Source organism: Agromyces sp. NPDC055661 (assembly GCF_053618135.1).
In genome coordinates, this window is sequence record NZ_JBSHHC010000002.1 from 987890 (window position 1) to 1013382 (window position 25493).

Annotated in this window: 21 protein-coding genes; 13 read left to right on the forward strand and 8 right to left on the reverse strand. The window is 71.9% G+C overall.

Annotated elements, in window-relative coordinates; genetic code table 11:
* Positions 1-15 precede the first annotated feature (15 nt).
* Positions 16-471, reverse strand: a complete 456-nt coding sequence (locus ACWGO8_RS18175) for a peroxiredoxin (protein WP_452044355.1) — start codon at positions 469-471, stop codon at positions 16-18.
* A gap of 170 nt (positions 472-641) precedes the next feature.
* On the opposite strand from ACWGO8_RS18175, the gene aceE reads away from it, so the two are divergent.
* The 6 genes from aceE to ACWGO8_RS18205 all read left to right on the forward strand — a co-directional run bounded on the left by aceE (position 642) and on the right by ACWGO8_RS18205 (position 8319).
* Positions 642-3368 (forward strand): pyruvate dehydrogenase (acetyl-transferring), homodimeric type, encoded by a 2727-nt coding sequence (gene aceE, locus ACWGO8_RS18180; RefSeq protein WP_452044356.1) that lies wholly within the window; start codon positions 642-644, stop codon positions 3366-3368.
* Between the two features lie 12 nt (positions 3369-3380).
* Positions 3381-4595 carry a PucR family transcriptional regulator gene (locus tag ACWGO8_RS18185; protein ID WP_376954622.1) on the forward strand — a complete coding sequence of 405 codons (1215 nt, stop codon included), beginning with the start codon at positions 3381-3383 and terminating at the stop codon, positions 4593-4595.
* A 124-nt stretch (positions 4596-4719) separates the two neighbouring features.
* Complete coding sequence (locus ACWGO8_RS18190) at positions 4720-5640, forward strand: ACP S-malonyltransferase (RefSeq protein WP_452044357.1); 921 nt, start codon at positions 4720-4722, stop codon at positions 5638-5640.
* 44 nt (positions 5641-5684) lie between these two features.
* Complete coding sequence (locus tag ACWGO8_RS18195) at positions 5685-6689, forward strand: beta-ketoacyl-ACP synthase III (protein ID WP_452044358.1); 1005 nt, start codon at positions 5685-5687, stop codon at positions 6687-6689.
* Positions 6690-6755: 66 nt separating this feature from the next.
* Entirely contained in the window at positions 6756-7004 is a 249-nt protein-coding gene (locus tag ACWGO8_RS18200; protein WP_056731598.1) for an acyl carrier protein, read from the forward strand.
* 79 nt (positions 7005-7083) lie between these two features.
* Positions 7084-8319, forward strand: a complete 1236-nt coding sequence (locus tag ACWGO8_RS18205; protein ID WP_452044359.1) for a beta-ketoacyl-[acyl-carrier-protein] synthase family protein — start codon at positions 7084-7086, stop codon at positions 8317-8319.
* Between the two features lie 136 nt (positions 8320-8455).
* On the opposite strand, the gene ACWGO8_RS18210 is transcribed toward ACWGO8_RS18205, so the two are convergent.
* The gene (locus ACWGO8_RS18210; protein ID WP_452044360.1) at positions 8456-8977 is read right to left on the reverse strand and encodes a DUF3145 domain-containing protein; all 522 of its coding nucleotides are present in this window, start codon (positions 8975-8977) and stop codon (positions 8456-8458) included.
* A 195-nt stretch (positions 8978-9172) separates the two neighbouring features.
* On the opposite strand from ACWGO8_RS18210, the gene ACWGO8_RS18215 reads away from it, so the two are divergent.
* A complete protein-coding gene (locus ACWGO8_RS18215) occupies positions 9173-9874 on the forward strand; it encodes a PadR family transcriptional regulator (protein ID WP_452044361.1) in 702 nt (233 codons plus the stop codon).
* Here ACWGO8_RS18215 and ACWGO8_RS18220 read toward each other — a convergent pair.
* Entirely contained in the window at positions 9856-11691 is a 1836-nt protein-coding gene (locus tag ACWGO8_RS18220; RefSeq protein ID WP_452044362.1) for a bifunctional 3'-5' exonuclease/DNA polymerase, read from the reverse strand. The genes ACWGO8_RS18215 and ACWGO8_RS18220 overlap by 19 nt on opposite strands.
* Before the next feature lie 195 nt (positions 11692-11886).
* On the opposite strand from ACWGO8_RS18220, the gene ACWGO8_RS18225 reads away from it, so the two are divergent.
* The 3 genes from ACWGO8_RS18225 (at position 11887) to ACWGO8_RS18235 (ending at position 14689) form a co-directional block, all read left to right on the forward strand.
* Positions 11887-12561 (forward strand): hypothetical protein, encoded by a 675-nt coding sequence (locus ACWGO8_RS18225; RefSeq protein WP_452044363.1) that lies wholly within the window; start codon positions 11887-11889, stop codon positions 12559-12561.
* 115 nt (positions 12562-12676) lie between these two features.
* Positions 12677-13147 (forward strand): NfeD family protein, encoded by a 471-nt coding sequence (locus tag ACWGO8_RS18230; RefSeq protein ID WP_452044364.1) that lies wholly within the window; start codon positions 12677-12679, stop codon positions 13145-13147.
* Positions 13148-13231: 84 nt separating this feature from the next.
* Positions 13232-14689, forward strand: a complete 1458-nt coding sequence (locus tag ACWGO8_RS18235) for an SPFH domain-containing protein (RefSeq protein ID WP_452044365.1) — start codon at positions 13232-13234, stop codon at positions 14687-14689.
* A 24-nt stretch (positions 14690-14713) separates the two neighbouring features.
* Here the strand turns inward: ACWGO8_RS18235 and ACWGO8_RS18240 are convergent, their stop codons facing one another.
* From ACWGO8_RS18240 to ACWGO8_RS18260, 5 genes are all read right to left on the reverse strand, one after another.
* A complete protein-coding gene (locus ACWGO8_RS18240; RefSeq protein WP_452044366.1) occupies positions 14714-17317 on the reverse strand; it encodes a DUF4062 domain-containing protein in 2604 nt (867 codons plus the stop codon).
* Positions 17314-19980, reverse strand: a complete 2667-nt coding sequence (locus tag ACWGO8_RS18245) for a DUF4062 domain-containing protein (protein ID WP_452044367.1) — start codon at positions 19978-19980, stop codon at positions 17314-17316. The genes ACWGO8_RS18240 and ACWGO8_RS18245 overlap by 4 nt, the downstream gene beginning before the upstream one ends.
* Before the next feature lie 126 nt (positions 19981-20106).
* Positions 20107-20538 (reverse strand): nucleoside 2-deoxyribosyltransferase, encoded by a 432-nt coding sequence (locus tag ACWGO8_RS18250; RefSeq protein ID WP_452044368.1) that lies wholly within the window; start codon positions 20536-20538, stop codon positions 20107-20109.
* A gap of 13 nt (positions 20539-20551) precedes the next feature.
* A complete protein-coding gene (locus ACWGO8_RS18255; RefSeq protein WP_452044369.1) occupies positions 20552-20950 on the reverse strand; it encodes an MmcQ/YjbR family DNA-binding protein in 399 nt (132 codons plus the stop codon).
* A 37-nt stretch (positions 20951-20987) separates the two neighbouring features.
* Complete coding sequence (locus tag ACWGO8_RS18260; protein ID WP_452044370.1) at positions 20988-21890, reverse strand: alpha/beta fold hydrolase; 903 nt, start codon at positions 21888-21890, stop codon at positions 20988-20990.
* Positions 21891-21998: 108 nt separating this feature from the next.
* Here ACWGO8_RS18260 and dinB point away from each other — a divergent pair, with 108 nt between their 5' ends.
* The 3 genes from dinB to ACWGO8_RS18275 all read left to right on the forward strand — a co-directional run bounded on the left by dinB (position 21999) and on the right by ACWGO8_RS18275 (position 25485).
* Positions 21999-23195, forward strand: a complete 1197-nt coding sequence (dinB, locus tag ACWGO8_RS18265) for a DNA polymerase IV (RefSeq protein ID WP_452044371.1) — start codon at positions 21999-22001, stop codon at positions 23193-23195.
* Positions 23196-23344: 149 nt separating this feature from the next.
* On the forward strand, positions 23345-24541 hold the full coding sequence (locus tag ACWGO8_RS18270) for an epoxide hydrolase family protein (protein WP_452044372.1): 1197 nt from the start codon (positions 23345-23347) through the stop codon (positions 24539-24541).
* Entirely contained in the window at positions 24541-25485 is a 945-nt protein-coding gene (locus ACWGO8_RS18275; RefSeq protein ID WP_452044373.1) for an NADP-dependent oxidoreductase, read from the forward strand. Before ACWGO8_RS18270 ends, ACWGO8_RS18275 begins: the two co-directional genes overlap by 1 nt.
* Positions 25486-25493: the final 8 nt, after the last annotated feature.

The following is a 25493-nucleotide window of genomic DNA, read 5'->3' on the forward strand; positions in this document are numbered from 1 at the left end:
ATGCCGCGGCATCCGTCAGCCCGCGAGGGCCGCCCGGTACTGCTCGAGCGTGCGCGCCTCGCCGGGCGCGGTCGCGAAGCTCGAGCGGATGACGCCGTCGACGTCGATCACGAACGTGGCCCGGTTGGCGTAGCCGCGCTCGTCGAGGAACGCGCCGTACGCGCGCGCCACCTCGCCGTGCGGCCAGAAGTCCGCGAGCAGCTGGAAGCCGTAGCCCTGCTCCTCCGCCCACGCCCGCAGCGCGTGCTTCGAGTCCACCGAGACGCCCAGCAGCTCGGTGCCCGAGTCCTCGAACAGCTCGAGGTGGTCGCGGAGCTCGCAGAGCTCGCCCTGGCAGGTGCGCGAGAACGCGAGTGGGAAGAACACGAGCGTCACCGGCTTCACGCCGCGGAAGTCCGCGAGCGAGACCGGCTGGCCGAACTGGTTGGCGAGCGTGAAATCGGGGGCGATCGCGCCGGGGCCGAGGATCATCGGGCCGTTCCTCCCAGTGGAGACGGGGGCTGGACGGCGCCCAGCCTAGCCCCGACGCACCGGGCATAGAATCACTAGGATGGCGTGGTGCCACCCGACCGCGAACCGGTCGCTTCGTCGTGCGCACGCCCCCAGCCGCAGGCAAGACCTGCTGAAGAGAGAGGTCGAGTGTGACTGTCAACGACCAGGACCCCTACTCGGTCGAGGCGATGGACTCCGATCCCGAGGAGACGTCGGAATGGGCCGAATCGCTCGACGCGCTCGTCGCCGAGAAGGGGCACCAGCGCGGGCGCGAGATCATGCTCAGCCTGTTGAAGCGCTCGAAGGAGCTGCACCTCGGCGTGCCGATGGTGCCCACCACCGACTACCTCAACACCATCGCCCCTGAGAACGAGCCCGAGTTCCCCGGCGACGAGGAGGTCGAGCGCCGTTACCGCGCCTGGATCCGCTGGAACGCCGCGATGCTCGTGCACCGGGCGCAGCGTCCCGGCATCGCCGTCGGCGGCCACATCTCGACGTACGCCTCGAGCGCCGCGCTCTACGAGGTCGGCTTCAACCACTTCTTCCGCGGCCCCGACCACGCCGGCGGCGGCGACCAGGTGTTCTTCCAGGGCCACGCCTCCCCCGGCATGTACGCCCGTGCGTTCCTCGAGGGCCGGCTCAGCTCCGACCAGCTCGACGGCTTCCGCCAGGAGAAGTCGCACGCGCCGAACGGCCTGTCGTCGTACCCGCACCCGCGGCTCATGCCCGACTTCTGGCAGTTCCCGACCGTGTCGATGGGCCTCGGCCCGATCAACGCGATCTACCAGGCGCAGCTCAACAAGTACCTCACCAACCGCGGCATCAAGGACGCGTCCGACCAGCACGTCTGGGCGTTCCTCGGCGACGGCGAGATGGACGAGGTCGAGAGTCGCGGCCAGCTGCAGGTCGCCGCGAACGAGGGACTCGACAACCTCACGTTCGTCATCAACTGCAACCTCCAGCGCCTCGACGGACCGGTGCGCGGCAACGGCAAGATCATCCAGGAGCTCGAGAGCTTCTTCCGCGGCGCCGGCTGGAACGTCATCAAGGTCGTCTGGGGCCGCGAGTGGGACGACCTGCTCGCCCGCGACCACGACGGCGCCCTGCGCAACCTGATGAACGTCACGCCCGACGGCGACTACCAGACCTACAAGGCGGAGTCCGGCGCGTACGTGCGCGAGAACTTCTTCGGCCGCGACCCGCGTGCGCTCGAGCTCGTCAAGGACCTCTCCGACGAGCAGATCTGGAACCTCAAGCGCGGCGGTCACGACTACCGCAAGGTCTACGCGGCGTTCAAGGCGGCGACCGAGCACAAGGGCCAGCCGACGGTCATCCTCGCGAAGACGATCAAGGGCTACGGCCTGGGTCCGTCCTTCGAGGGTCGCAACGCGACCCACCAGATGAAGAAGATGACCCTCGACAACCTCAAGACCTTCCGCGACGCGATGCGCATCCCCATCAGCGACGCGCAGCTCGAGGAGAACCCGTACCTGCCCCCGTACTACCACCCGGGCAACGACGACGAGTCGATCCGCTACCTGCACGAGCGCCGGCGCGAGCTCGGCGGCTACCTGCCCGAGCGCCGCACGAGCCACACCGCCATCACGCTGCCCGACGACTCGGCCTACGCGATCGCGAAGAAGGGCTCGGGCACGCAGGAGATCGCCACGACGATGGCGTTCGTGCGACTCCTGAAGGACCTCATGCGGGCGAAGGACTTCGGCAACCGCATCGTGCCGATCATCCCCGACGAGGCGCGCACGTTCGGCATGGACGCGTTCTTCCCGAACGCGAAGATCTACAACCCGAACGGCCAGCACTACACGTCGGTCGACCGCGAGCTGCTCCTCGCCTACAAGGAGAGCCCGCAGGGACAGATCGTGCACGTCGGCATCAACGAGGCGGGCGCGCTCGCCGCGTTCACCGCGGTCGGCACGTCGTACGCCACCGAGGGCGAGCCGCTCATCCCGATCTACGTGTTCTACTCGATGTTCGGGTTCCAGCGCACGGGCGACGCGATCTGGGCGGCGGGCGACCAGATGGCGCGCGGCTTCATGATCGGCGCCACTGCCGGCCGCACCACGCTGACCGGCGAGGGCCTGCAGCACGCCGACGGACACTCGCCGCTGCTCGCATCGACGAACCCGGCGGTCGTCTCGTACGACCCCGCCTACGGCTACGAGATCGGGCACATCGTGCGCTCGGGCCTCGACCGCATGTACGGCGGCAACCACCCCGATCCCAACGTCATGTACTACCTCACGGTGTACAACGAGCCGCTCGTGCAGCCCGCCGAGCCCGAGGGCGTCGACGTCGAGGGCATCGTGCGCGGCATCCACCGCCTCTCGGAGTCGAGCGTGCAGGGGCCGAAGGCCCAGCTGCTCGCCTCGGGCGTCGCCGTGCCGTGGATCATCGAGGCCCAGGAACTGCTCGCGAACGACTGGGGCGTGTCGGCGGATGTCTGGTCGGTCACGAGCTGGGCCGAGCTCCGTCGCGACGGCGTGGCCGCCGACGAGCACAACTTCCTCAACCCCGACGCCGAGCGCCGCAGCGCCTACGTGACGCAGAAGCTCTCGGGCTCCGGCGGACCGTTCGTCGCCGTGTCGGACTACATGCACGCCGTCCCCGACCAGATCCGCGCCTACGTGCCCGGCGACTTCGCGACGCTCGGCGCCGACGACTTCGGGTTCTCGGACACGCGTCCGGCGGCGCGTCGCTTCTTCAAGATCGACGGACCGTCGGTCGTGGTGCGCACGCTCCAGCTCCTCGCCGACCGCGGCGAGGTCGACCGGTCGCTCCCGGCGCAGGCCATCGAGAAGTACCGGCTCCACGACGTGAACGCCGGCACCACCGGAACGGCCGGCGGCGAGAGCTAGCAGGCGACCCAGGTGGCGACGAAGCCCAGGACGAAGGCGGAGACGCTCGCATGGTTGCGCACCATCGCGGGCGAGCTGTCGACCCAGACGCTGAAGCGCCTGGAGGACACGCTCCCGTGGTACGGCGACATGCCGCCGAGCCGCCGTTCGGCCGTGGGCCTCGTCGCCCAGGCGGGCATCTCGTCGTTCATCGCCTGGTACGACGATCCGCGGTCGACGCCGTGGATCGCGGCCGACGTCTTCGGTGCGGCGCCACGTGAGCTCCTCCGCTCGGTGAGCCTGCAGCAGACGCTGCAGCTCATCCGGGTGGTCGTGGAGGTCGTCGAGGAGCGGGTCAAGAACGGCGGCGGCGAGGAGCTGCGCGAGGCGATCCTGCTGTACTCCCGGGAGATCGCGTTCGCCGCGGCCGACGTGTACGCGCGCGCCGCGGAGGCGCGCGGGCTCTGGGACGCCCGGCTCGAGGCGCTCGTCGTCGACTCGATCCTCTCGGGCGAGTACGACGACGAGCTCCCGAGCCGCATCGCCGCGCTCGGCTGGCACGGGCACGGCGAGGTCGCCGTGCTCGTGGGCACGGCGCCGAAGCAGCTCGACGTCGACCACGTGCGCCGGGCCGCACGGCACATGCACGCCGACGTGCTCATCGGCGTGCAGGGCAACCGGCTCGTGCTCGTGATCGGCCGGTCCGACCCCCTCGGCCGCGAGCCCGAGGAGACCATCGGCACCTCCCCCGCGCTCACCTTCATGGAGATCGCCACGCAGCTCGAGCCGCACTTCGGCCCTGGGCACCTGGTGCTCGGCCACGAGGTGCCGAACCTCGTCGACGCGTCGAAGAGCGCCAAGGCGGCACTCGCGGGCTTCGCCGTGGCCCGGTCGTGGCGGCACGCGCCGCGACCGGTGCATGCCGACGACCTGCTGCCCGAGCGGGCGCTGGCCGGCGACCCGCTGGCCCGCGCCACGCTCGTGCACCGCATCTACCGGCCGCTGCAGGCGCACTCGACCGAGCTCCTCACGACCCTGTGGAGCTACCTCGACAACGGGCGCTCCCTCGAGGCCACCGCCCGCGAGCTGTTCGTGCACCCCAACACCGTGCGCTACCGGCTGAAGCGCGTCTCCGACGTCATCGGGTGGGATGCCACGGGCGCCCGCGAGGCGCTCATCCTGCAATCCGCGCTCATCATCGGATCGATGAGCGACCACGAGCACCAGCCGCGCCGACGCCAGGGCTGAGGCCGATCCGGCCGGTTCGGCGGCAGCCGTCACGCCCTGCCTGTCGGGCACGCACAAGGGTTCTCGCGAGAGCTTGTCGCAATGACACACACCCGAGGTGGCGGTCATTGGCAGGATAGGGAGGGTGATCGTCGTCGTCTGCCCTGGACAGGGCTCGCAGACCCCCGGATTCCTCGCACCGTGGCTCGCCGACCCCGCCGCGGCGGAGCAGCTCGCCGCCTACTCCGAGGCCGCCGGCGTCGACCTCGCGACGCACGGCACCGAGAGCGACGCCGACACGATCCGCGACACCGCGATCGCCCAGCCCCTCATCGTGGCCGCCGGCCTGCTCGCCCTCGCGCCGCTCCTCGCCGACGGCCGTCGCGACCGCATCGGCGGCATCGCGGGCCACTCGGTCGGCGAGATCACCGCCGCGGCCGGCGCCGGCGTGCTCGCCGAGGCCGACGCGCTGCGCTTCGTCGCCGAGCGCGGTCGTTCGATGGCGGATGCCGCGGCACTCGAGGCGACCGGCATGAGCGCCGTCATCGGCGCCGACGAGGCGGAGCTCACCACCCGCCTCGACGAGCTCGGACTCGAGCCCGCGAACTTCAACGGCGGCGGCCAGATCGTCGTCGCCGGCGCCCTCGACGCGCTCGAGCGCCTCCGGGCCGAGCCGCCGGCCGGCGCACGGGTCATCCCGCTGCAGGTCGCGGGCGCCTTCCACACGCGCTACATGCGCCCCGCCGTCGACCGCCTCGCGCTCGTCGCGGCGGATCTCGACGTGTCGGACCCCGGCATCACCCTCTGGACCAACCGCGACGGCACCGTCGTCAGCTCGGGCCGGGAGTTCGTCGACCTCCTGGTCGGGCAGGTGTCGTCGCCCGTGCGCTGGGACAAGGACATGGCGTCGTTCGCGGCCGCCGGCATCACGGGCCTCATCGAGGTGGCCCCGGCCGGCGCGCTCGTCGGCCTCGCGAAGCGTGCCCTCAAGGGCGTGCCCACCGTGGCCGTGAAGACCCCCGACGACCTGCCCGCGGCCATCGAGCTCATCGAGCAGGCCGCCTGACCGGGCACGACGATCCTCCAACGGGCGCACAGAGAAAGCCGAGCATGACGAAACCCACTCTCCAGCAGTCGCACGGACCCGCCTACACGCGCATCTACGCGATCGGGGCCGCCCGCGGCGAGAACGCGGTGCCGAACGACGACCTCGTGGGCCCGATCAACTCCTCCGACGAGTGGATCCAGCAGCGCACGGGCATCGTGACCCGCGCCCGCGCCGGCGCCGACGTGTCCGCGCTCGACCTGGCGACGGATGCCGCGAAGGAGGCGATCGCGAAGTCCGGCGTCGCGCCCGAGCTCATCGACCTCGTCATCGTCGCCACGATCTCCAACGTGCAGCAGACCCCGTCGATGGCGGCCGTCGTCGCCGACCGGGTGGGTTCGAACCCCGCGGCCGCGTACGACGCCAACGCCGCCTGCGCCGGCTACGCCTACGCCGTGGCGCAGGCCGACGCCCTCATCCGCACGGGGGTCGCTCATTACGCCCTCGTGATCGGCGCCGAGAAGCTCTCCGACGTCGTCGACCCGACGGATCGCTCGATCTCGTTCCTGCTCGGCGACGGTGCGGGCGCGGTCGTCATCGGACCGAGCGACTTCCCCGGCATCGCCCGCACCATCTGGGGCTCCGACGGCTCGAAGGCCGACGCGGTCGGCATGAACCACACGCTCACGGAGTTCCGCGACGGGGCGGCCGAGTGGCCCACGCTCCGCCAGGAGGGGCAGACCGTCTTCCGCTGGGCCGTGTGGGACATGGCCAAGGTCGCGAAGCAGGCGCTGGATGCCGCGGGCGTGACGAGCGCCGACCTGTCGGCGTTCATCCCGCATCAGGCCAACATGCGCATCATCGACGAGTTCGCGAAGCAGCTGAAGCTGCCCGAGACCGTCGTCATCGCGCGCGACATCGCGACCACCGGCAACACGTCGGCGGCGTCGATCCCGCTCGCGACCCACCGGCTGCTCGAGGAGCACCCGGAACTCTCGGGAGGGCTCGCCCTCCAGATCGGCTTCGGCGCCGGCCTCGTGTTCGGCGCCCAAGTGGTGGTTCTTCCCTGAACCGCCGTTCATCGTCCATCTAGACTGAGTCTCGGTCAAACGAGACACCCCTCAAGGAGAAGAACCATGGCATTGTCCACCGAAGAAGTGCTTGCCGGCCTGGCCGAGCTCATCAACGACGAGACCGGCATCGCGACCGACACGGTTGAGCTGGACAAGTCGTTCACGGATGACCTCGACATCGATTCCATCTCGATGATGACGATCGTCGTCAACGCCGAGGAGAAGTTCGACGTCAAGATCCCCGACGAAGAGGTCAAGAACCTCAAGACCGTCGGCGACGCCGTCGACTTCATCGTCAAGGCCCAGGCCTAGTCGCTGACTCGAGCGGGCCGGCCACGCGGTTCGGCCCGCTCGATCGGCGTCCCGTCTCCCCTCCTGGAGTGTTTTTCGTATGACCAAGAAGATCGTCATCACGGGCATCGGCGCGACCTCGCCGCTCGGGGGCACCGCCCGCGACAGCTGGGCGAACCTGCTCGCCGGCGTGTCCGGCGCGCGAACCATCGAGCAGGACTGGGTCGAGCAGTACGACCTGCCCGTCACCTTCGCCGCGAACGCGATGGTCTCACCCGCCGAGGTGCTCGAGCGGCACGAGCTCAAGCGACTCGACCCGTCGAGCCAGTTCGCGCTCATCGCCGGCCGCGAGGCCTGGGCGGATGCCGGTGCGCCCGACGTCCCGTCCGACCGCCTCGCGATCGACTGGGCCACCGGCATCGGCGGCGTCTGGACGCTGCTCGACGCGTGGGACACGCTGCGCGAGCGCGGGCCCCGACGCGTCCTGCCGATGACCGTGCCGATGCTCATGCCGAACGGCCCGGGCGCCGCGGTCGGCATGGACCTGCACGCACGCGCCGGCATCACCACGGTGGTCTCGGCCTGCGCGTCGAGCACCGAGGCGCTCGTGAACGCGTACAACCACCTCCAGGCCGGACTCGCCGACGTGGTCATCGCGGGCGGCTCGGAATCGGCCATCCACCCGATCACGATCGCGTCGTTCAACTCGATGCAGGCGCTCTCGCGCAACAACGACGACCCGGCGCACGCGTCGCGGCCGTACGACGTGGCGCGCGACGGCTTCGTGATGGGTGAGGGCGCCGCGGCGCTCGTCGTCGAGACCGAGGAGCACGCGAAGGCCCGCGGCGCGCGCATCTACGCCGAGCTCATCGGCGGTGCGGTCACGAGCGACGCGTACCACATCACGGCGCCCGACCCCGAGGGCACCGGCGCGGCCCGCGCGATGCGGGCGACCCTCGAGCAGGCCGGCGTCGGCCTCGACGAGGTCGCCCACATCAACGTGCACGCGACGAGCACGCCCGTCGGCGACATCGCCGAGTACACCGCCCTGGCGGCCGTCTTCGGCGAGCACCTCCCGAACATCGCCGTGAGCGCGACGAAGGCCTCCACCGGGCACCTGCTCGGCGGCGCCGGCGCGATCGAGGCGATCTTCACGGTGCTCGCACTGCACGAGCGCACGGCTCCCCCGACGATCAACGTCACCGAGCTCGACCCCGAGATCGACCTCGACGTGGTGCGCGAGCCGCGCGCCCTCGGCGACGGCCCGCTCGTGGCGATCTCGAACTCGTTCGGCTTCGGCGGGCACAACGCGGTGGTCGGCTTCCGCACCGCCTGATCCGCACGGCTCATGGAACGGGCCCCGACGCCTCCCGGCGCGGGGCCCGTTTCGTCGCCGCCCACTGCTTCGCTCGTGCGGTCGCCGGGAAGGGTCATCCGACTTCCGCGTCGCGCCGCTCGGGCGGCGTCGCCGCTCAGCCCACCTGGTGCAACCAGACGACCGGGGCGAAGTCGCTCGCGTGGCGGAACGGCTCGAGCTCGTCGTCCCACGCCTGGCCGAGGGCCAGGCGCAGCTCGCGGTGCAGCTCGACCGCGTCGTGGCCCGCGACCTCCATCGCGTAGCGGATGCGGTCCTCGGGGATGACGGTGTTGCCGGCCGTGTCGGTCTGCGCGAAGTAGACGCCGAGTTCGGGCGTGTGCATCCAGCGCGCGCCGTCGGACCCTGGCGTCGGGTCCTCGCTCACCTCGAAGCGCAGCTGGTCCCAGCCGCGGAGCGCTGACGCGAGCTTCGCGCCGGTGCCGGCCTCGCCCTCCCAGGTGAACTCGGCACGCAGGAGACCGCGGTAGACCGGCTGCTCCGACCAGTCGAAGTTCACGGCCGTGCCGAGCGCACGCCCGGCAGCCCACTCCACATGCGGGCACAGCGCCCGCGGCGAGGAGTGCACGAACAGCACGCCTCGCGCGGCGCGCACGGCCCGCGTGACCTTCTCCGCCATCTCCGTCTCCGTTCTCGAGGTGCGTCTTCCCCTACGACCTCGGAACCGCCGGACAGCGGGTGTTCGATTGTGGACGGCGAGCCGTCATCGACGAGTATGCCGCGGAATCCCGCCCCTGACAAGGATCCGCGCCGGTCGGAGCCCCATTCCGCGACCTCTGGCGACACGCCTCGATCGCGGACGACACGGAACAGTATGCTCGGTGAAGCGTTCCCGATCCCCCAGCCGGAGGTGCACATGGCCGTGCGCGACGCGCTCCTCGCGCTCCTCACCGTGGGTCCTGCGTACGGGTTCCAACTGCACGGCGGCCTCGCGACCCGCACGGGCGGCCGGCGCAGCATCAACGTCGGCCAGACCTATGCCACGCTCGAGCGCCTGCAGAAGCAGGGGCTCGTCGAGCCCGCGGGCACGACCGACGACGGCCTCCCCCTCTACGGCCTCACGTCCGCGGGTGCGACCGCGGCGCGATCCTGGCTCGAGGGCACGGATGCCGCGGGCGCCGACCCGTGGGACGAGGCCCTCGACCGCGTGCTCATCGCCCGCTCGCTGCCGGGTGTCGATGCCGACGCGGTGCTCGTCGCGGAGCGGGGTCGCTGGACGCGGCGTCGTGACGCGGCATCCGATTCGGACGAGCGATCGACCGTCACCGCGGCCGGCACGTCGAGCGACGAGCCGGCGCCCGCCGAGGGCGAGCGGGCGCTCGTCTCGCTCGTCACGGCGGCCGAGCGGTCGCGCGCGGTGGCGATGCTGGGCTGGCTCGACGAGGTGTCGGCGCAGGAGCGGATCCCGTTCCCGCCCCGTGCGGAGCGACCCAGGCGCGGACGACGCCCGGGTGCGGCATCCGTCTCGGCCGAGCCGAGCGATGCAATCGACGCTGTTCAGCCCGCCGACGCGTAGCTCTCGACGATCGCGAGGTCGAGCGGGAAGTCGACCGGGAAGTCGCCGAAGAGCAGGCGCCCCGACGCCGCAGCGGTCTCCTCGACGGCGGCGGCGACCGCGTCGGCCGTCTCGCGAGGGGCGTGCACGATGATCTCGTCGTGCAGGAAGTACACGAGGTGCGGCGTCCGGCCGAACACCGGGCCCGAGGCGACCGCGTCGGGCGTGGCATCCGTCACCGTCGACCCGATCTCGGCGAGGCGGCCGCGCAGCGCGGCCATCCAGCAGAGCGACCACTCCGCCGCACTGCCCTGCACGACGAAGTTGCGGGTGAACCGACCCCAGTCGCGCGCCCGCGAGCGCGCTCGTCGTTCGTCGACGGCCGTGGCGTCGGGCTCGCTCGCGCGGGCCTGCACCGCGCGCCACTCCGCCGACGGGAGCGGTGAGGACCGCCCGAGGAGCGTCGTGACCGGGAGCCCGCGCTCGCCGTCGGCCGCGGCCCGGTCGACGAGGCCCATCGCCCGCGGGAACGCACGGGCGAGGCGCGGCACGAGGCGCCCGCTGTCGCCCGTCGTCGCCCCGTACATGGCGCCGAGGATCGCGACCTTCGCCTCGTCGCGCGTGCCCACGACACCGCCGTCGACGAGTCCGCGGTAGATGTCGCGTCCGCGCGCCGCCTCGGCCATGGCCTCGTCGCGCGCCATCGCCGCGAGCACGCGCGGCTCGAGCTGCGCAGCGTCGGCCACGACGAGCGTCCAGCCCGGATCCGCGACCACCGCGCTGCGCACGTTCTTCGGCAGCTGCAGCGCTCCCCCGCCCGACGTCGCCCACCGGCCGGTTGCCGTGCCGCCGGGCACGTACTCGGGACGGAACCGTCCGTCGAGGATCCACTCGTCGAGCCACGTCCAGCCGTTGGCGCTGAGCAGGCGTGAGAGCTTCTTGTACGCGATGAGGGGCTCGATCGCGGGGTGGTCGTGGTCGCGCAGCTCCCAGCGCGCGGTCGACTCGACCGGGATGCCCGCGCCGCGCAGCGCGCGCAGCAGGTCGGCCTGCGAGTCGAGGTTCACGGATGCCGCGCCGAGCTCCTCGCGCACCCGGGTCGCCAGGGCCTCCATCCGCGCCGGCTTCCATCCGGGCGAGGGGCGCGGCCCGAGCTCCGACTCGAGCACGGCCTCGTGCACGGCGCGGTCCCACGGCATGCCGGCGGCCTGCAGCTCGGCGCCGATGAGCGCCCCCGCGGACTCCGCCGCGAGCAGGAGCCGGAGGCGTCGGGGGTCGTCGCCCTCGGCGACGAGGGCGAGCTGGCGTGCGAGCTCGGCCGCGACCGCGTCGACCGGGACGGATGCCCCTGACGCGCGCCCCGCGGCATCCGTGGACGGTACGGGGGCAACATCGATCGCGGGCTCTGCGGCGCTGCCGAGGCCGACCCCCGAGTCGCCGCCGAAGTCGTCGAGGTCGAAGAGGGCGCTGTGCGCGGCCACCGCTGGAGTCGTGGTCGTGGCGACCGCGCCACCGGCCTCGGCCGGTCCGGGGGGAAGCCACCCGGGCCGCGCGTGCCGCCCGCCCGCGCGCGCCCACTCGGTGATCGTCGATCGGTCGAGGATGGCGCTGCAGAGCCGCAGGTCGTGGCACCGCTCGACCCGGACGCCCGCCTCGAGGAGGCGCGGATACCAGCGGCGCGTCTCCGCCCACACCCAGCGCGGATGCTCGCGCGCCTCGAGCGCGCGGACGGCGTCGGCGAACCCGTCGGGCTCGACCTCGGCGAGGGGTCTGGCGGGGTCGTCGGGGTCGACGAGGACGATCCGCCCCTGGGCTCCCGCACCGACCACCACGTGCACGGCTCCATTCTCGCCGCGGCCGGTGACACCGGCAGTCCGGCCGACTCCGTCCGGAGTGTCGGCGGGATGCCGCACCATAGGTCCCATGGAGCAGCGAGGGATCCGATCGTGGTCGCGGTGAGCTTCCGGTGCGGCCACGGGGCTGTCGCCGGCGCCGACGGGGTCGTCGCTCTCCGGCGCGTGTGTCCCCTGTGCATGCTCATCGACGAGACGCACCGCAGCCGCGGCGAGCTCCTCGGCCGCGTCGCGCCCGCCCAGCGATCGGCGCTGGCCCGCGAGACGCGGATCGGCGCCACGTACGACTGGCGCTGCGCGCGCGGGCACGATCGGTACGCCGCCACGATCAGCGAGGTGCTCACCGGCCCCGGCTGCCCCAAGTGCCGGGTCAATGCGGGCGGTCCCACCGCCGCGCGCGAGGCCGGCGTCGCCTACATGAACCCGGGCCTGCGCACGCGCACCTCGCAGACCGAGCAGCGGCTCAGGATGCTGCTGGGCGAGCGCATCCGGCTGCACCAGGGCGTCAACGCGGTGCGCATCGCCCGCACGTTCTACGGTCGCCAGGAGGTCTGGCCCGACATCCTCGTGCCGCAGCTGCGCATCGCGATCGAGTACGACGATCCCGGCCGCTCGCGGCGAGCCCATCGCGGGCTCAAGGAGGGCTCCGACCTCGAGAAGGACGAGGCGCTCCGCGAGGTGGGCTGGGAGGTCGTGCGCATCCGCGCGGGCGGCCTCGCCGCTGCCGGCCGGAACAGCGTCGTCTGCACAGCGCTCTCCCCCGCGGTCGTCGACGAGGTCGTGGCGTGCATGCGCCGGATCCGCGGCGACGCGGCCGTCGACGCCCTCTCGCTCGGCCATCCTGCGCTCCCGTGACGCCGGTGCGACGAAGGTGCGCACGATTGATGCGCGGACGACCCCGTCGCCGGTAGGGTGAGTGCACCCGCGGGTGGTCGCCCGCGGGATTCGTGCGCACGAGAGGCCCCCGACGTTGCTCCTCCCCTTCCTGATCGTCGGAGGCCTCGGCCTCGTGCTGCTCGTCATCTCGCTCGTGCTCGGCGACATCCTCAACCACTTCGACATCGGCGACGGAGCCATCTCGGGCACAGCGATCGCCGTGGGCCTCGTGGTCTTCGGCGCGGCCGGAGCACTCACCGTGACCTGGGGTATCGACGTCGTCTGGGCGTACGTGCTGGCCGCGGTGCTCGCCGTCGTCGCCTACCTGCTCAGCGCCATGGCCGTCCGCAGCCTGACGCGCAGCTCCGACGGCGTGCCCGCCTCGGCGCTCGGGCTCACGGGCGTCGCGAAGTCCGACGTGTCGTCGTCGGGCGGCGAGGTCAGCCTCGACGGCCCCGGCGAGATCGAACGCCGCCTCGCCTGGTCCGACGCCCCGATCGCCGAGGGCGCGCGGATCCGCGTGATCGAGCACGCCGGCACGCGCGTCAAGGTCGTCGCCGACTGACGGCCGCCCCGATCTGTACCCAGACCCCCTCGAGTTCCACCCCGTCATCCTCCGGAATCCTCCGGAACCCTGAAAGGACCGCCCGTGCTCGACCCCTTCCTGGTGCAGGTGATCTCGATCGTCGCGATCGCGATCGCGCTCATCGCCCTGCTCGCCTTCATCGCCCGTCGCATCCGGCGCGTCCCGCCGAACGAGGCCCTCGTGATCGTCGGTCGCGGCGCCGGACGCCCCGCACCCGGCGAGGCGCCCATCGGACAGCGGGTCATCATCGGCGGCCGCACGTTCGTGTGGCCGATCCTCCAGCAGGGCTTCGCCATCTCGCTCGAGCAGCGCCAGATCGGGATCACCGTCGAGGGCGTCGACAAGAACCGCATCAAGATCGCGATCAAGGCCTCGATCAACTTCAAGGTGAGCGGCAACGAGGACGGGGTGCGGCGGGCCGCCCAGCGCTTCCTGTCGCAGCAGGACCTCCTCACCGAGATCATCAAGGAGTCCCTCGAGGGATCGTTGCGCTCGATCGTCGGCGACATGACCATCGAGCAGATCATCTCCGACCGCAAGAGCCTCTCCGACCGGGTCGTGGCCGAGACGAAGGCCGACCTCGTCGAGCAGGGCCTCCAGGTCGACCTGCTGAACATCTCGGACATCTCGACGCCCGGCAGCGACTACCTGGGCAACCTCGGTCGCGCCGAGGCTGCCCGTGCCCGCCAGGTCGCCGAGATCAGCGAGACGGATGCCGCGCGCGCCGCCGAGTTCGCGCGCATCGAGGCCGCGGAGCAGATCGCCGAGCGCCAGAAGGCCCTCAGCCTGAAGCAGGCGATCATCAAGGCCGAGACCGACAAGGCGAACGCGGAGGCCGAGGCTGCCGGACAGCTCGCGAAGGCCGAGCAGGACAAGCTGGTCGCCGTGCAGGAGCGCGACGCGCTCGCCGAGCAGGCGCTCGTGACCCAGGAACGCCTCGACATCGACATCCGCAAGCCCGCCGAGGCGGCGGCCTACGCCGAGGTGCAGCGCGCCACCGCGCAGCGCGACGCCGCGAACGCCGCAACCGAAGCCGACGCCTACAAGCGCACGAAGATCGCCGAGGCGAACAAGGTCGCGGCGGTGCAGGACGCCGAGGCCTCGGCCACGGCCGTCCGCGTGTCGGGCGAGGCCGAGCGCGACCGCCAGGTGGCCCTCGCCGCCGGTATCCGCGCCGAGGGCGAGGCGCGCGCCGCCGCGATCCAGGCCGAGGGCCTCGCGGATGCCGCCGCGACCGACGCGAAGGCGATCGCCCTGAAGAAGTACGGCGAGGCGGCCCTCGCGCAGGAGATCATCTCCCGCCTGCCCGAGATCGTGCGCGCCGCCGCGGAGCCGATCGGCAACATCGACACGCTCACCGTCGTCTCGACCGACGGCGCGAGCGCGATCACGAAGACCGTCGGCCAGGTGCTCGGCGAGGGCACCGAGGTCGTCAAGTCGCTCACCGGGCTCGACGTCGGCGCGATCCTCGCCGGTCTGGCGGGCGGTCAGCTCGTGAAGGCCGACCTCGCAAAGGATTGACGCGATCGGGCGGGCCGGCCGGACTCATCGATCCGCGCCGGTTCGCCCGTCCAGGGCCAGGTCGATCGCCGCGCCGCGGGAGAGGGCACGTCCTTCGGCCCGCGCAGCCTCGAACGACTCGGCCCACTCCGAGGCGAGGACCTGCTGCACGAACGGCGCATGCGTCATCCGCGCCCGCTGGTCGGCCATGCCCGTGCGGGTGCGCGAGGCCTCGGCCGCCCCCAGCAGCAACCCGCTGCGCGCCACGTCCCCGCTCAACGCGGCGCACGCCGCCAGCCCCTCGAGCGCGTAGCCGTTGCCGTCCTCGAAGCCGAGCTGCAATGAGAGCTCCAGCCCTCGCGTGAAGAGCTCTGGACGCGCCTCGCCCAGGCCGAGCCGTCCCCATCCCGCGTTCGTGAGCGCGATCGACTCCACGAAGCGATCGCCGAACCCGACGGCCTCCGCGATCACGGTCTCCGCGACCTCGAGCGAGCCACGGGCATTCCCGCGATAGAGCTGGATCGTGCCGAGGCTGGACCTGAAGAAGGCGTTGAACGTGGGATCCAGCTCCGGTCCGACGAGCTCGACCGCTCGTCGTTGCAACGCCTCCGCGCGGTCCAGCTCGGGGGGCCACCGATACGTGCACGCGATGCTCAGCACCGTCAGCGAGCAGCCCTCCCCGAACGCGTCGCCGAGGTCGTGGAACAGCTCGACGCTCTCCTCGATCGGGGCGAGGTCGATCTCGGCGGTCGGTTGCAGCAGCGAGACCCAGGCCGAGATCGCATTCGCGATCGCACGGGTGCGGGGGGCGAGCGGTGGGCCGGCACGGAGCACGTCTCCCATCCAGGCCTTCGCTTCGGGCAACAGGTTCCGGATCCACCAGTACAGCAGCAGGCGCCACACTGCATCGACCACGGCCTCCGTCTGGCCGAGGTCGATGAGATGGCGATACCCCGATCGGATGTTGTCCCGCTCCGCCTCGAGCCGGTCGAGCGCCGCGAGCTGCGTGGCTCCCCGCAGCTTCGGCTCGATCTCGGCGGCGAGGCGGACGTAGTGGTCGGCATGCGCACGTCGGGTTGCCGCGGCATCCGGGTCGCGCTCGAGCCTCGCGGTCGCGATCTCGCGCACCGGGACGAGCATCGAGAAGAACGGGACACCGGCGTCGTCGCGCTGCCGGAGGAGGCTGCCGTCGACGAGCTCCGCGATCGCGTCGAACGCCGCCTCGGCCAGCGGCGTGCCGTCGACGACCGCCTCGACCGCGTCGAGGCTGAAGTCGCCCGAGAACACGCCGAGGCGAGTGAACAGCGCCTGCGCTTCGGCGGTGAGCAGGTCGATGCTCCACTCCACCGTGGCGCGGATGGTCTGCTGGCGCTCGGGCACATCCCGGGCGCCCGTGGCGAGGACCGGGAGGACGCGATCGAGGCGCGACACCAACGCCTCGGGAGTGAGGACGCGGATGCGAGTCGCCGCGAGCTCGATCGCCAGCGGCACGCCGTCGAGCGCTCGGCAGATGCGGGCCACGGCCTCGGCGTTCTGCTCGGTGAGGTCGAAACGGGGATCCGCCGCTCGCGCGCGGTCCCGGAACAGGCGGACCGCCGGAGACGACAGGATCTCCTGCAGCGGGGTGCCGTCCCCTCCGAGCGGCAGGGCCAGCGGGTCGACGTCGTACACCTGCTCGTCCCGCAGCCGGAGCCGCGCCCGACTCGTCACGAGCACCGTCGATTCGGGCAGGCCAGCCAGAAGCGTCGCAACCACCGGCGCGGATGCGACCACCTGCTCGAAGTTGTCGAGCACGATCAGGTCCCGCCGGCCGGCACGCGCGGCGACGATCCGGTCGAGCATGGGCAGCTCCCCCACGTCTCGAACCCCGAACGCCCGTGCGATCGCGGGCACCACGTCGCGGTCCTCCTGGACGTGCTCCAGTGCGACGAGCGTCACCCGGTCGAACCGGTCGCTCGCGCGACGAGCGACCTCGAGCGCCAGGCGCGTCTTGCCGATGCCTCCTGCGCCGACCAGCGTGACGAGCCTCGGGCCGTCGTCGACACCGATCCAGCCGAGCAGCGTGGCGACATCCGCGTCGCGTCCCAGCACATCGGTCGCCGGGAGCGGCAGCGGCTCCGCAGCGGCGTCATGTGATTCGGCATCTGCTCCGCGCGACGCACGTGAGGCGTCGAACCGCTCGGCGAGGAGTGTCGCGAGGTCGGCCTCGATGAGCCGTGCGAGGTGGTCGGCATCGGTGAACGGCAGGTACGACGCGGCGTCGTCGTCCCGGATCCGCTGCACGAGCGCGGCGAGGCGTTCCTCGCGCGCAGCGGGCTGCTTGAGGTAGATCAGCTTCGGCATGTCGGGTGGCGCGAGGCGGTACTCGTCCTCGAGCCCCGAGATGTCCTCGCCCGGGGCGATCCAGCCGTACTGCTGCCAGTAGACACCGACAAACACGTCGCTCTGCGCGAGGTAGGAACGGTAGAGCTCGCGGGGCGGATGCGGGCGCGCGCCGAGCTCGAACATGACCGGAGCGAGATGCAGGCGCTCGATCGCACGCCGCGCGGCCGCCCGCTCCGGCTCGAGCTCGCGGAGCGTGGAGCTCACGAAGACCCGCAGCAGCCGGTCGGGCGTGCGGATCGACGGACCGTCGATGCCGTCGCTCACGTCGACGTCACCTGAGTCGTGCGCTCGAGCGCCATGGCCAGCGCGTCGGGTCGCGGCATCCGGCGACCCGCCTCGCGCGCGGCCTCGAAGTCGGCCGCCCGATCGCCCGCGAGGATCGCGTCCACGACGGGCTGGTACGAGCGGTACTCGCGCTGGTCCATCAGCCCGGTCCGCGAACGCAGGCTCTCCGCGGCACCGAGCAGCGTTCCGGCCCGCTCGACGTCGCCGGTCGTGCCCGCCGTGGCGGCGAGCCCTTCGAAGGCGAAGGCGATCCCGCCGACGTTGTCGAGACCCGTCGCGATCTCGAGCGCGCGCAGGAACGGATCGGGACGGGGATCGCCGAGGGCGAGGCGAGCCCAGCCGACCTGCGTCACGGCGATGCTCTCGACGAAGAGGTCGCCCGCCGCCACGGCGACGTCGCGCGACCGCTCGAAGACCTCGAGGGCTGCGGCCGGATCGCCGCTGTGGAACAGCACCCGCCCCAGCCCCGTGAACAGCACCGCGAGGAACGTCGGGTTCGCCTGCACCGCGGGAAGGTCCAGCGCCTCCCGCTGACCCTCCAGCGCACGACGGAGCTGAGGCGGCGAGACGGACATGCAGCAGAGCGAGAGGATGGCCAGAGCAAGGGCTTCGGAGAATTCGTCGCCCTCGGCGCGGAACAGCTCCACACTCTCGGCCGCCGGTTCGGTCGTGACCGACGGATCCCGCTGCCAGACGGAGACCCACGAGGAGTAGGCGAGGGCGATCGCCCGCGCCCGCCGCGACAGCGGCACGTGTGCGTCGAGCACCTCCTCCATCCACGCTCGCGCCTCAGGCATGAGGCTCCGGATCCACCAGTAGAGGAAGGTCTGCCACACGGCCTCGGCCACTGCGTCGCCCTCGCCGAGCGCGATGAGGTGCCGGTACGCGGCGCGCAGGTTGTCGCGCTCGGCTTCGAGACGGGCGACGGCGGCGGGCTGGGTCGGCCCTCGGAGCAGCGGTTCCGCCGCGAGGGACAGCTCCACGTAGAAGTCCGCGTGCGCGCGGTACACGGCGGCGGCATCCGCTCCCTCCGCGAATCGTGCGGCCGCGAGCTCCCGCACGGGGACGAGCATGGAGAAGAACGGAACGCCCGCCTCCTCGCGCTGGCGGACGAGGCTGCCGTCGACGAGCTCGAGGAGCGTGCCGAGCAGGTCGGTCGCCCACGGCGCCCCGGCGGTGACCGCTTCGGCGGCGTCGAGGCTGAAGTCGCCGGAGAACACGCCGAGGCAGGTGAACATCGACCTCGCGTCGGGGCTCAGCAGGTCGATGCTCCACTCGACCGTCGCGCGGATCGTGCGCTGACGCTCCGGGACATCCCGGTCGCCGGTCGTGAGCAGCGGGAGCACGCGATCGAGTCGTGCCAGCATCGCGGCGGGGGTCAGGATGCGGATACGAGCTGCGGCGAGCTCGAGTGCGAGCGGGACGCCCTCGAGCGCCCGGCAGATGCTCGCGACCTCCGCCGCGTTCTCCGCCGTCAGTTCGAACCTGGGGTCCGCCGCCTCGGCACGATCCCGGAACATCCGCACGGCCGGGGCCTCGAGGAGCTGCTCGACCGACGGTGGGGCGTTCGCGTCGGGCAGCGCGAGCGGTTCGACGTCGAAGACGTGTTCGCCGCGCACCCGCAACCGCGCACGGCTCGTCACGAGGAAGGTCGCGCCGGGGAGAGCGTTCAGCAGGGCGAGGACGTCCATGGCGGCGGGGAGCACCTGTTCGAAGTTGTCGAGCACGATGAGGTCGACCCTGCCGGTGCGCGCCGACCCGATCTGCCGGACGAGGGGGCGATCCCGCGTGTCGCGCACCCCGAGGTCGCGGGCGATCGACGGCAGCACGTCACCGGATTCGGCCACCTCGGCGAGGCGGACGAACGTCACGCGGTCGAACCGGTCCTGGGCGAGACGTGCGACCTCGACGGCGAGACGCGTCTTGCCGATTCCGCCGGGACCGACGAGGGTCACGAGGCGCTTCGCATCCGAGCCCAGCCAGTCGAGGAGTGTCGCGATCGCGGTCTCGCGGCCGACCGCGTCGGTCGACGTGACGGGGATGCGGCCACCCACGGCGGGCACGTCGACGGCCGCGCCCGACCCGGCATCCGGACTCGGAGCCGGCTCCGAACGCGACGCGTCGAACCGCTCGGCGAGCAGGCTCGCGAGGTCGGACCCCACGAGGCGCGCGAGCTCGTCGGCGGTGTCGAACGACATGTACGAGGTGCCGTCGTCGTCCCGGATCCGCTCGAGGAGCGCGGCGAGACGCGGCTCCCGCTCGGCGGACCGCTTGACGTAGATGAGCTTCGGCATGTCGCCCGGCGCGAGGCAGTACTCGTCCTCGAGTCCGGAGATGTCCTCACCCGGGGCGATCCAGCCGTACTCCTGCCAGTAGATGCCCACGAACACGTCGCTCTGCGCCAGGTAGGCGCGGTACAGCTCCCGGGGCGGATGCGGCCTGGCCCCCAGCTCGAACATGACCGGCGCGAGGTGCATCCCTTCGATCGCGTGACGTGCCGCAGCCCGCTCGGGACGGAGCTCGAGGAGGGTGGAGCTGACGAAGATCCGCAGGCGCTGATCGGGCGTCCGGATCCTCGGCTCCTCGGTCGGGTCGTTCACGACGAGGCCGCCGTCCGCCGCGCGCACCAGGACCGGCGCCACATGACGCCCATTCTCGTGCGCCCGCCGTGGCGCGTCCAGTGCGCCGGGGCGTGCCGGACGCTCGCGCCGGCTGCATGGAGCGACTCAGCTGGGACGGACGGCATCCGAATCCCCCGCACGCCGCGGCTACGGACCCAGGGTCGACGCGAGACGCTCGAGCGCCGCGATGACGGCGTCGGCCACGTCGGTTGCGGACGACTCGGGGAGGTCGAGCCGTATCGTCGCCGCTTCGGTGAGCATCGGGTTGTAGTCGCCGAGTCTCCCCGACTGCATGCGGAAGTCAGTCCTGACCAGGATGATCGGCTTCTTGCGGAAGGCGTACCCCACCTCCCACGCCGTCCCGGAATCAGGGTCGGGACCGTCCATGATCGCGACGACGGCGTCAGCCCAGTCGATCCCGGCGACATCGGCGGCGAAGATCGCCGCGGCGTCCTGCTCCAGGCCCTTCTCCTGCGGGAGGAAGACCTGATGCCCGGCGGCCCGGAGCGCTACCGTGAGGTCGGCGTTCCAGCTGCGCTCAGGGCCCGTGAAGAGCGGGCCGGCGAAATACACCCTCACATCGCCGAGTATGTCATCGGGGGTGCGGTTCGGCGTCGTCGAACTCGCGCCGCAGGTACTTCGGCGCCTGGACGCGCCATGCCTCGGTCACGAGCTCGGCGAGATGGTCGTCGTCGATGCCGGCCATGCGGAACGCGACCTTGGGCTCGCCCCACCTCGTCGTCGTGCGCAGGAACACGTCGGGCGCCATCTCGACGAGGGCGAGCGCATCGATGGGATCGGCGACCTTGACGCCGACGACGAGCTCGGCCGCGATGATCGCGCGCATGTCGTCGGGGATGCTCGGCCATGGGTGGCACTCCCACGCGTAGAGCTTGCCGCGCACGAACCACGCCGCGCCGCCGGTGGTCGCGCGTTCCTCGCTGCCGGGCAGCCCGACGGCGGTGCGGCGCAGATCGTCGAGGGTGGCCACGGTCCGAGGCTATGCCGCACGTCCGACACCGACCAGGTCAGTCGTCGCCACGGAGCCAGCCCACGACGTGCGCCGGCGCCGTGTCGGCGGCCTCGAGCGCGAATGCGAGATGCGAGCCGTCCATCCAGTGAAGCTCGGCGCCGGCGATGTGCTCGTGGGCGTACTCGGCGCTCGCGGGCGGAACCGTCTTGTCCGAGCGCCCGTGCACGATCAGCGTCGGACACGTGATTCGTTCCAGGGGCGCGGGCGTGAACACGGTGAAGTCGTTCTTCATCCCCTGGCGTCGCCGTGCTGAACCGAGGGACGCGCGAAGCGTCGCCTCCAGCGACGCCGTGCTGCCGGGCTCCCCCGCGAGCCGCGCGGCCCGATCCGCCGCGACCGCCTTGGTGTCACTTCCGGCGACGCGGAACAGTGCGGTGAGCGTCCGCTTCGTCGCGTGCGTGAGGAACCAGAGCTGCGCCTTGGCGACGGCATCCGTCGCCAAGAGCTGCGTCGCCGCCCTCGGAATCGGGCCGGGAATGCAGACCCCGTCGACCTGGACGAGCCGGCTCACGCGCTGCGGGTGCCGAGCTGCGAGCTCGTATGCCGCAGGCCCGCCGCCCGAGACGGCGAACACGATGATGCGGTCGATCTCGAGCGTGTCGAGCAGCGCGGCCATCGCATCGCCCTGCTCCGCGAAGGTCGGTCCCGTCGACAGCGGCGTCCCCAGGTATCCGGGGCGGCTCGGCGCGATGATCCGGTACCCGTTCACGCGCAGGAACTCGGCCGACACGAGCCCCTGGTCCCATCCTCCGAGGGTGCCGTGGAGCACGAGCACCGGCTCGCCCCGCCCGCGTTCGGCGACCTCGATCGGCCCCACGGCCGTGCCGACGGTACGCGGCGTCTCTGCGAGGCATGCGCGGTAGTCCTCCGCCGAGGGCGACCTCAGCTCGATGGCCATGGTCCACTCTGGCATCGGGACGCGCGCGTCGGCCACTCGCGGCGCACGAGGCGGCCCGTGTCCCCGGTGCATGCGACGATCCGCAGTAGGTGACGGCAGGAGGACGGGATGCGGGGCGAGGCGACCGTGCTGCATGCGGATCTCGACGCCTTCTACGCCTCGGTCGAGCAGCGCGACGCGCCCGAGCTCCGCGGCCGGCCGGTCATCGTCGGCGGCGGTGTCGTGCTGGCGGCGAGTTACGAGGCGAAGGCCCGTGGCGTGCGCACGGCGATGGGCGGCCGGCATGCGCGCGACCTGTGCCCCGACGCCGTCGTCGTCGCTCCACGGATGGACGCCTACTCGGACGCCAGCAAGGCCGTGTTCGCGATCTTCCGCGATACGACACCCCTCGTGGAGGGGCTCTCGATCGACGAGGCGTTCCTGGAGGTCGGGGGGCTCCGTCGCATCGCGGGCACGCCCGAGCAGATCGCGGTGCGCCTGCGTAAGCGGGTTCGTGCCGAGGTCGGGTTGCCCATCTCGGTCGGGATCGCACGGACCAAGTTCCTGGCGAAGGTCGCCAGCGCGGTCAGCAAGCCCGACGGGCTGCTCGTGGTCGAGCCCGAACGGGAACAGGAGTTCCTGCTCCCGCTGCCGGTCGAACGGTTGTGGGGCGTCGGTGCCGTCACCGCGGAGAAGCTGCACCGGCTCGGCATCCGCACGGTCGGGCAACTGGCCGAGCTCGAGGCCGCGGCCGCCGAACGGCTGCTGGGCAAGGCCACCGGCGCGCACCTGCACGCGCTGGCCCGGCTTCGGGATCCGCGTCCGGTCGACAGCACGCACCGGCGCGGCTCCATCGGTTCGCAACGCGCGCTCGGCACCCGCCCGCGCTCGCCCGAGGAACTGGACGTCATCCTCACCCAGATCATCGATCGGCTCGCCCGCCGCCTCCGCGACAAGGACCGGGTGTGCCGAACGGTCGTGCTGCGGCTCCGCTACGGCGACTTCGCGAAGGCCACTCGATCGCGGACCCTGCGATCCGCGACCGACCGCACGTCGGTGCTGGTCGCGATCGCGCAGGGGTTGCTCGCCGGCGCCCAGCCGCTGATCGCCGAGCGCGGCATCACCCTGATCGGCGTCTCGCTGTCGCAACTGGCTCGCGCCGACAGCGTCCAGCCCGAGCTGCCGTTCGACTGGGACGACGGAATGCGCCTCGACACGGTGCTCGACGCGGTCCGCGATCGCTTCGGTGCGGCATCCGTCTCGCGAGCGGCGCAACTCGGTCGCGACCCGGGTTGGTCGACGCCGCTGCTGCCCGAACACGAGTGAACGCGGCGATCGGGACGCCCCCGGGTGCGCGGACCCCGGGGTTCCCTCCCCCGTAGCTCCGACCAGTAGCGACGACGGGCGCGACGAACCGGCTGCGACGGGCAATCTCGATGCAGTCACTGACCGCACCCGGTCACCGAAAGGAAATCATGAACACCATCATCGACAGCACCACCGCCATCCGGCCCTTCACGGTCGAGTTCTCGCAGGAACAGATCGACGACGCACGCCGACGGGTCGCGGCGACGCGATTCCCGAGCCGGGAACTCGTCCAGGACCGCTCCCAGGGGGTGCAGCTCGAGACACTGCAGGCACTTGCGCGGTACTGGTCGGACGAGTACGACTGGCGCAGCGTCGAACGACGGTTGAACGCGCTGCCCCAGTTCACGACCGAGATCGACGGGGTCGACATCCACTTCATCCACGTGAGGTCGCGGCATGAGAACGCGATGCCCCTGATCATGACGCACGGCTGGCCGGGTTCGGTCCTCGAGCTGCTGGACACCATCGGACCGCTGACCGACCCCACCTCGCACGGCGGCACCGGCGACGACGCGTTCCACGTCGTGCTGCCGTCCCTGCCCGGCTACGGCTTCTCCGGCGCGCCGACCGACCTCGGCTGGGAGAACGGGCCCATCGCGAGCGCCTGGGGAAAGCTGATGACGCGCCTCGGCTACACGCGGTACGTCGCCCAGGGCGGCGACGTCGGTGCCGCGGTCACCGACGCGATGGGCCGCCAGGGCCCCGACGGACTGGTCGGCATCCACATGAACCTGCTCGCCCTCGCGATCGGCGTCAAGGACATCCTCCCGGCCGAGTCGGAGCAGGAGCGTGCGGCGCACGCCGCGCTCGAGACGTTCACCACGGACGGCTTCGGCTACTTCCTCGAGCAGTCCACCCGGCCGCAGACCATCGGCTACTCACTGCTCGACTCGCCGATCGGCCTCGCAGCCTGGATGCTCGACCACGACACCGACAGCTACCTCAAGATCAGCCGCGCCTTCGTCGACGGCGATCCCGTCGGCAACCTCAACCGGGACCAGATCCTGGACAACATCACGCTGTACTGGCTGACCGGCACGGGAGCGTCGGCCGCCCGCTGGTACTGGGAGTTCGGCCGCTTCCTGGCCGCGTCGCACGGCCACACGCCGCCGCCTGTGCAGGTCCCGGTCTCGTTCACGACCTTCCCGGGCGAGCTCTTCCCGTCGCCGCGCACCTGGGTCGAGACCGTCTACCCGACCACGACGTACTTCAACGAGGTCGACCGCGGTGGCCACTTCGCGGCTTGGGAGGAGCCCGAGCTCTTCACGGCCGAGGTGCGGGCCGCTTTCCGGTCGCTGCGCTGATGTTCGCACTCCGCGCCTACGCCCCGAGCGACGCCGCCCGCCTCGTCTACGAGGAGGCGCCGTCGCCCGGGCTCGGCCCGCAGGATGTCCTGGTCCGGGTGCACGCCAGCGGCGTGAGCCCGGGCGAGCTGGACTGGCCGGGGGCGTGGCTCGACCATGATGCCACGCCCCGCGTGCCGCCGATCGTCCCGGGCCATGAGGTCTCGGGGGTCGTCGAGGCGGTCGGGCCCGATGGGGCCGGCTTCGCCGTCGGCGACGAGGTCTTCGGCTACACGGACGTCCGCCGTGACGGTGGAGACGCGGAGTACGTCGCCGTCCGGGCCGACGCCGGCGAGCTCGCGCCCAAGCCCGCCTCGCTCACGCACGTCGAGGCCGCCGCCGTCCCGCTGTCGGCCTTGACGGCGTGGCAGGGCCTCTTCGACCACGGGGCCCTGCGGTCGGGCCAGCGCGTGCTCATCCACGGTGCCGCCGGCGGAGTCGGGACCTTCGCGGTCCAGTTCGCGCGCTGGCGGGGCGCTCGCGTCGTCGCGACGAGTTCCGCGCGCGACCGTGCCCTCGTGGGCGAACTCGGCGCCGACGACGTGATCGACTACCGCGGGGCGCCCTTCGAGGACGCGGTGTCGGACGTGGACCTGGTGCTGGACACGGTCGGAGGCGACACGTGGTCGCGTTCCTGGGACGTGATCCGTCCCGGCGGGCGACTCGTGTCGATCGCCGTCCCGCGCCCACCGGAGCGCGACGATGTCGACGGTCGACGGGCGATCTGGTTCGTCGTCCGGCCCGATGTCGGGCAGCTGGTCGAGATCGGCCGACTGATGGACGCCGGGCTCGTCCGGTCGATCGTCTCCGACGTCCTGCCGCTCGCCCAGGGTGCCGACGCCTACGGGCCCGGCGCCCGGCGGAGCGGGCCCGGCAAGGCGGTGCTCTCGGTGGTCGGCGGCTAGCAGCCGGC

What these genes read in the sequence shown, in the direction of transcription:
- ACWGO8_RS18175 (WP_452044355.1), bottom strand. Translation starts at nt 471, where the DNA reads ATGATCCTCGGCCCCGGCGCGATCGCCCCCGATTTCACGCTCGCCAAC.
- ACWGO8_RS18195 (WP_452044358.1), top strand. Translation starts at nt 5,685, where the DNA reads ATGACGAAACCCACTCTCCAGCAGTCGCACGGACCCGCCTACACGCGC.
- ACWGO8_RS18200 (WP_056731598.1), top strand. Translation starts at nt 6,756, where the DNA reads ATGGCATTGTCCACCGAAGAAGTGCTTGCCGGCCTGGCCGAGCTCATC.
- ACWGO8_RS18205 (WP_452044359.1), top strand. Translation starts at nt 7,084, where the DNA reads ATGACCAAGAAGATCGTCATCACGGGCATCGGCGCGACCTCGCCGCTC.
- ACWGO8_RS18210 (WP_452044360.1), bottom strand. Translation starts at nt 8,977, where the DNA reads ATGGCGGAGAAGGTCACGCGGGCCGTGCGCGCCGCGCGAGGCGTGCTG.
- ACWGO8_RS18215 (WP_452044361.1), top strand. Translation starts at nt 9,173, where the DNA reads ATGCTCGGTGAAGCGTTCCCGATCCCCCAGCCGGAGGTGCACATGGCC.
- ACWGO8_RS18225 (WP_452044363.1), top strand. Translation starts at nt 11,887, where the DNA reads ATGCTCATCGACGAGACGCACCGCAGCCGCGGCGAGCTCCTCGGCCGC.
- ACWGO8_RS18260 (WP_452044370.1), bottom strand. Translation starts at nt 21,890, where the DNA reads ATGGCCATCGAGCTGAGGTCGCCCTCGGCGGAGGACTACCGCGCATGC.
- dinB (WP_452044371.1), top strand. Translation starts at nt 21,999, where the DNA reads ATGCGGGGCGAGGCGACCGTGCTGCATGCGGATCTCGACGCCTTCTAC.
- ACWGO8_RS18270 (WP_452044372.1), top strand. Translation starts at nt 23,345, where the DNA reads ATGAACACCATCATCGACAGCACCACCGCCATCCGGCCCTTCACGGTC.
- ACWGO8_RS18275 (WP_452044373.1), top strand. Translation starts at nt 24,541, where the DNA reads ATGTTCGCACTCCGCGCCTACGCCCCGAGCGACGCCGCCCGCCTCGTC.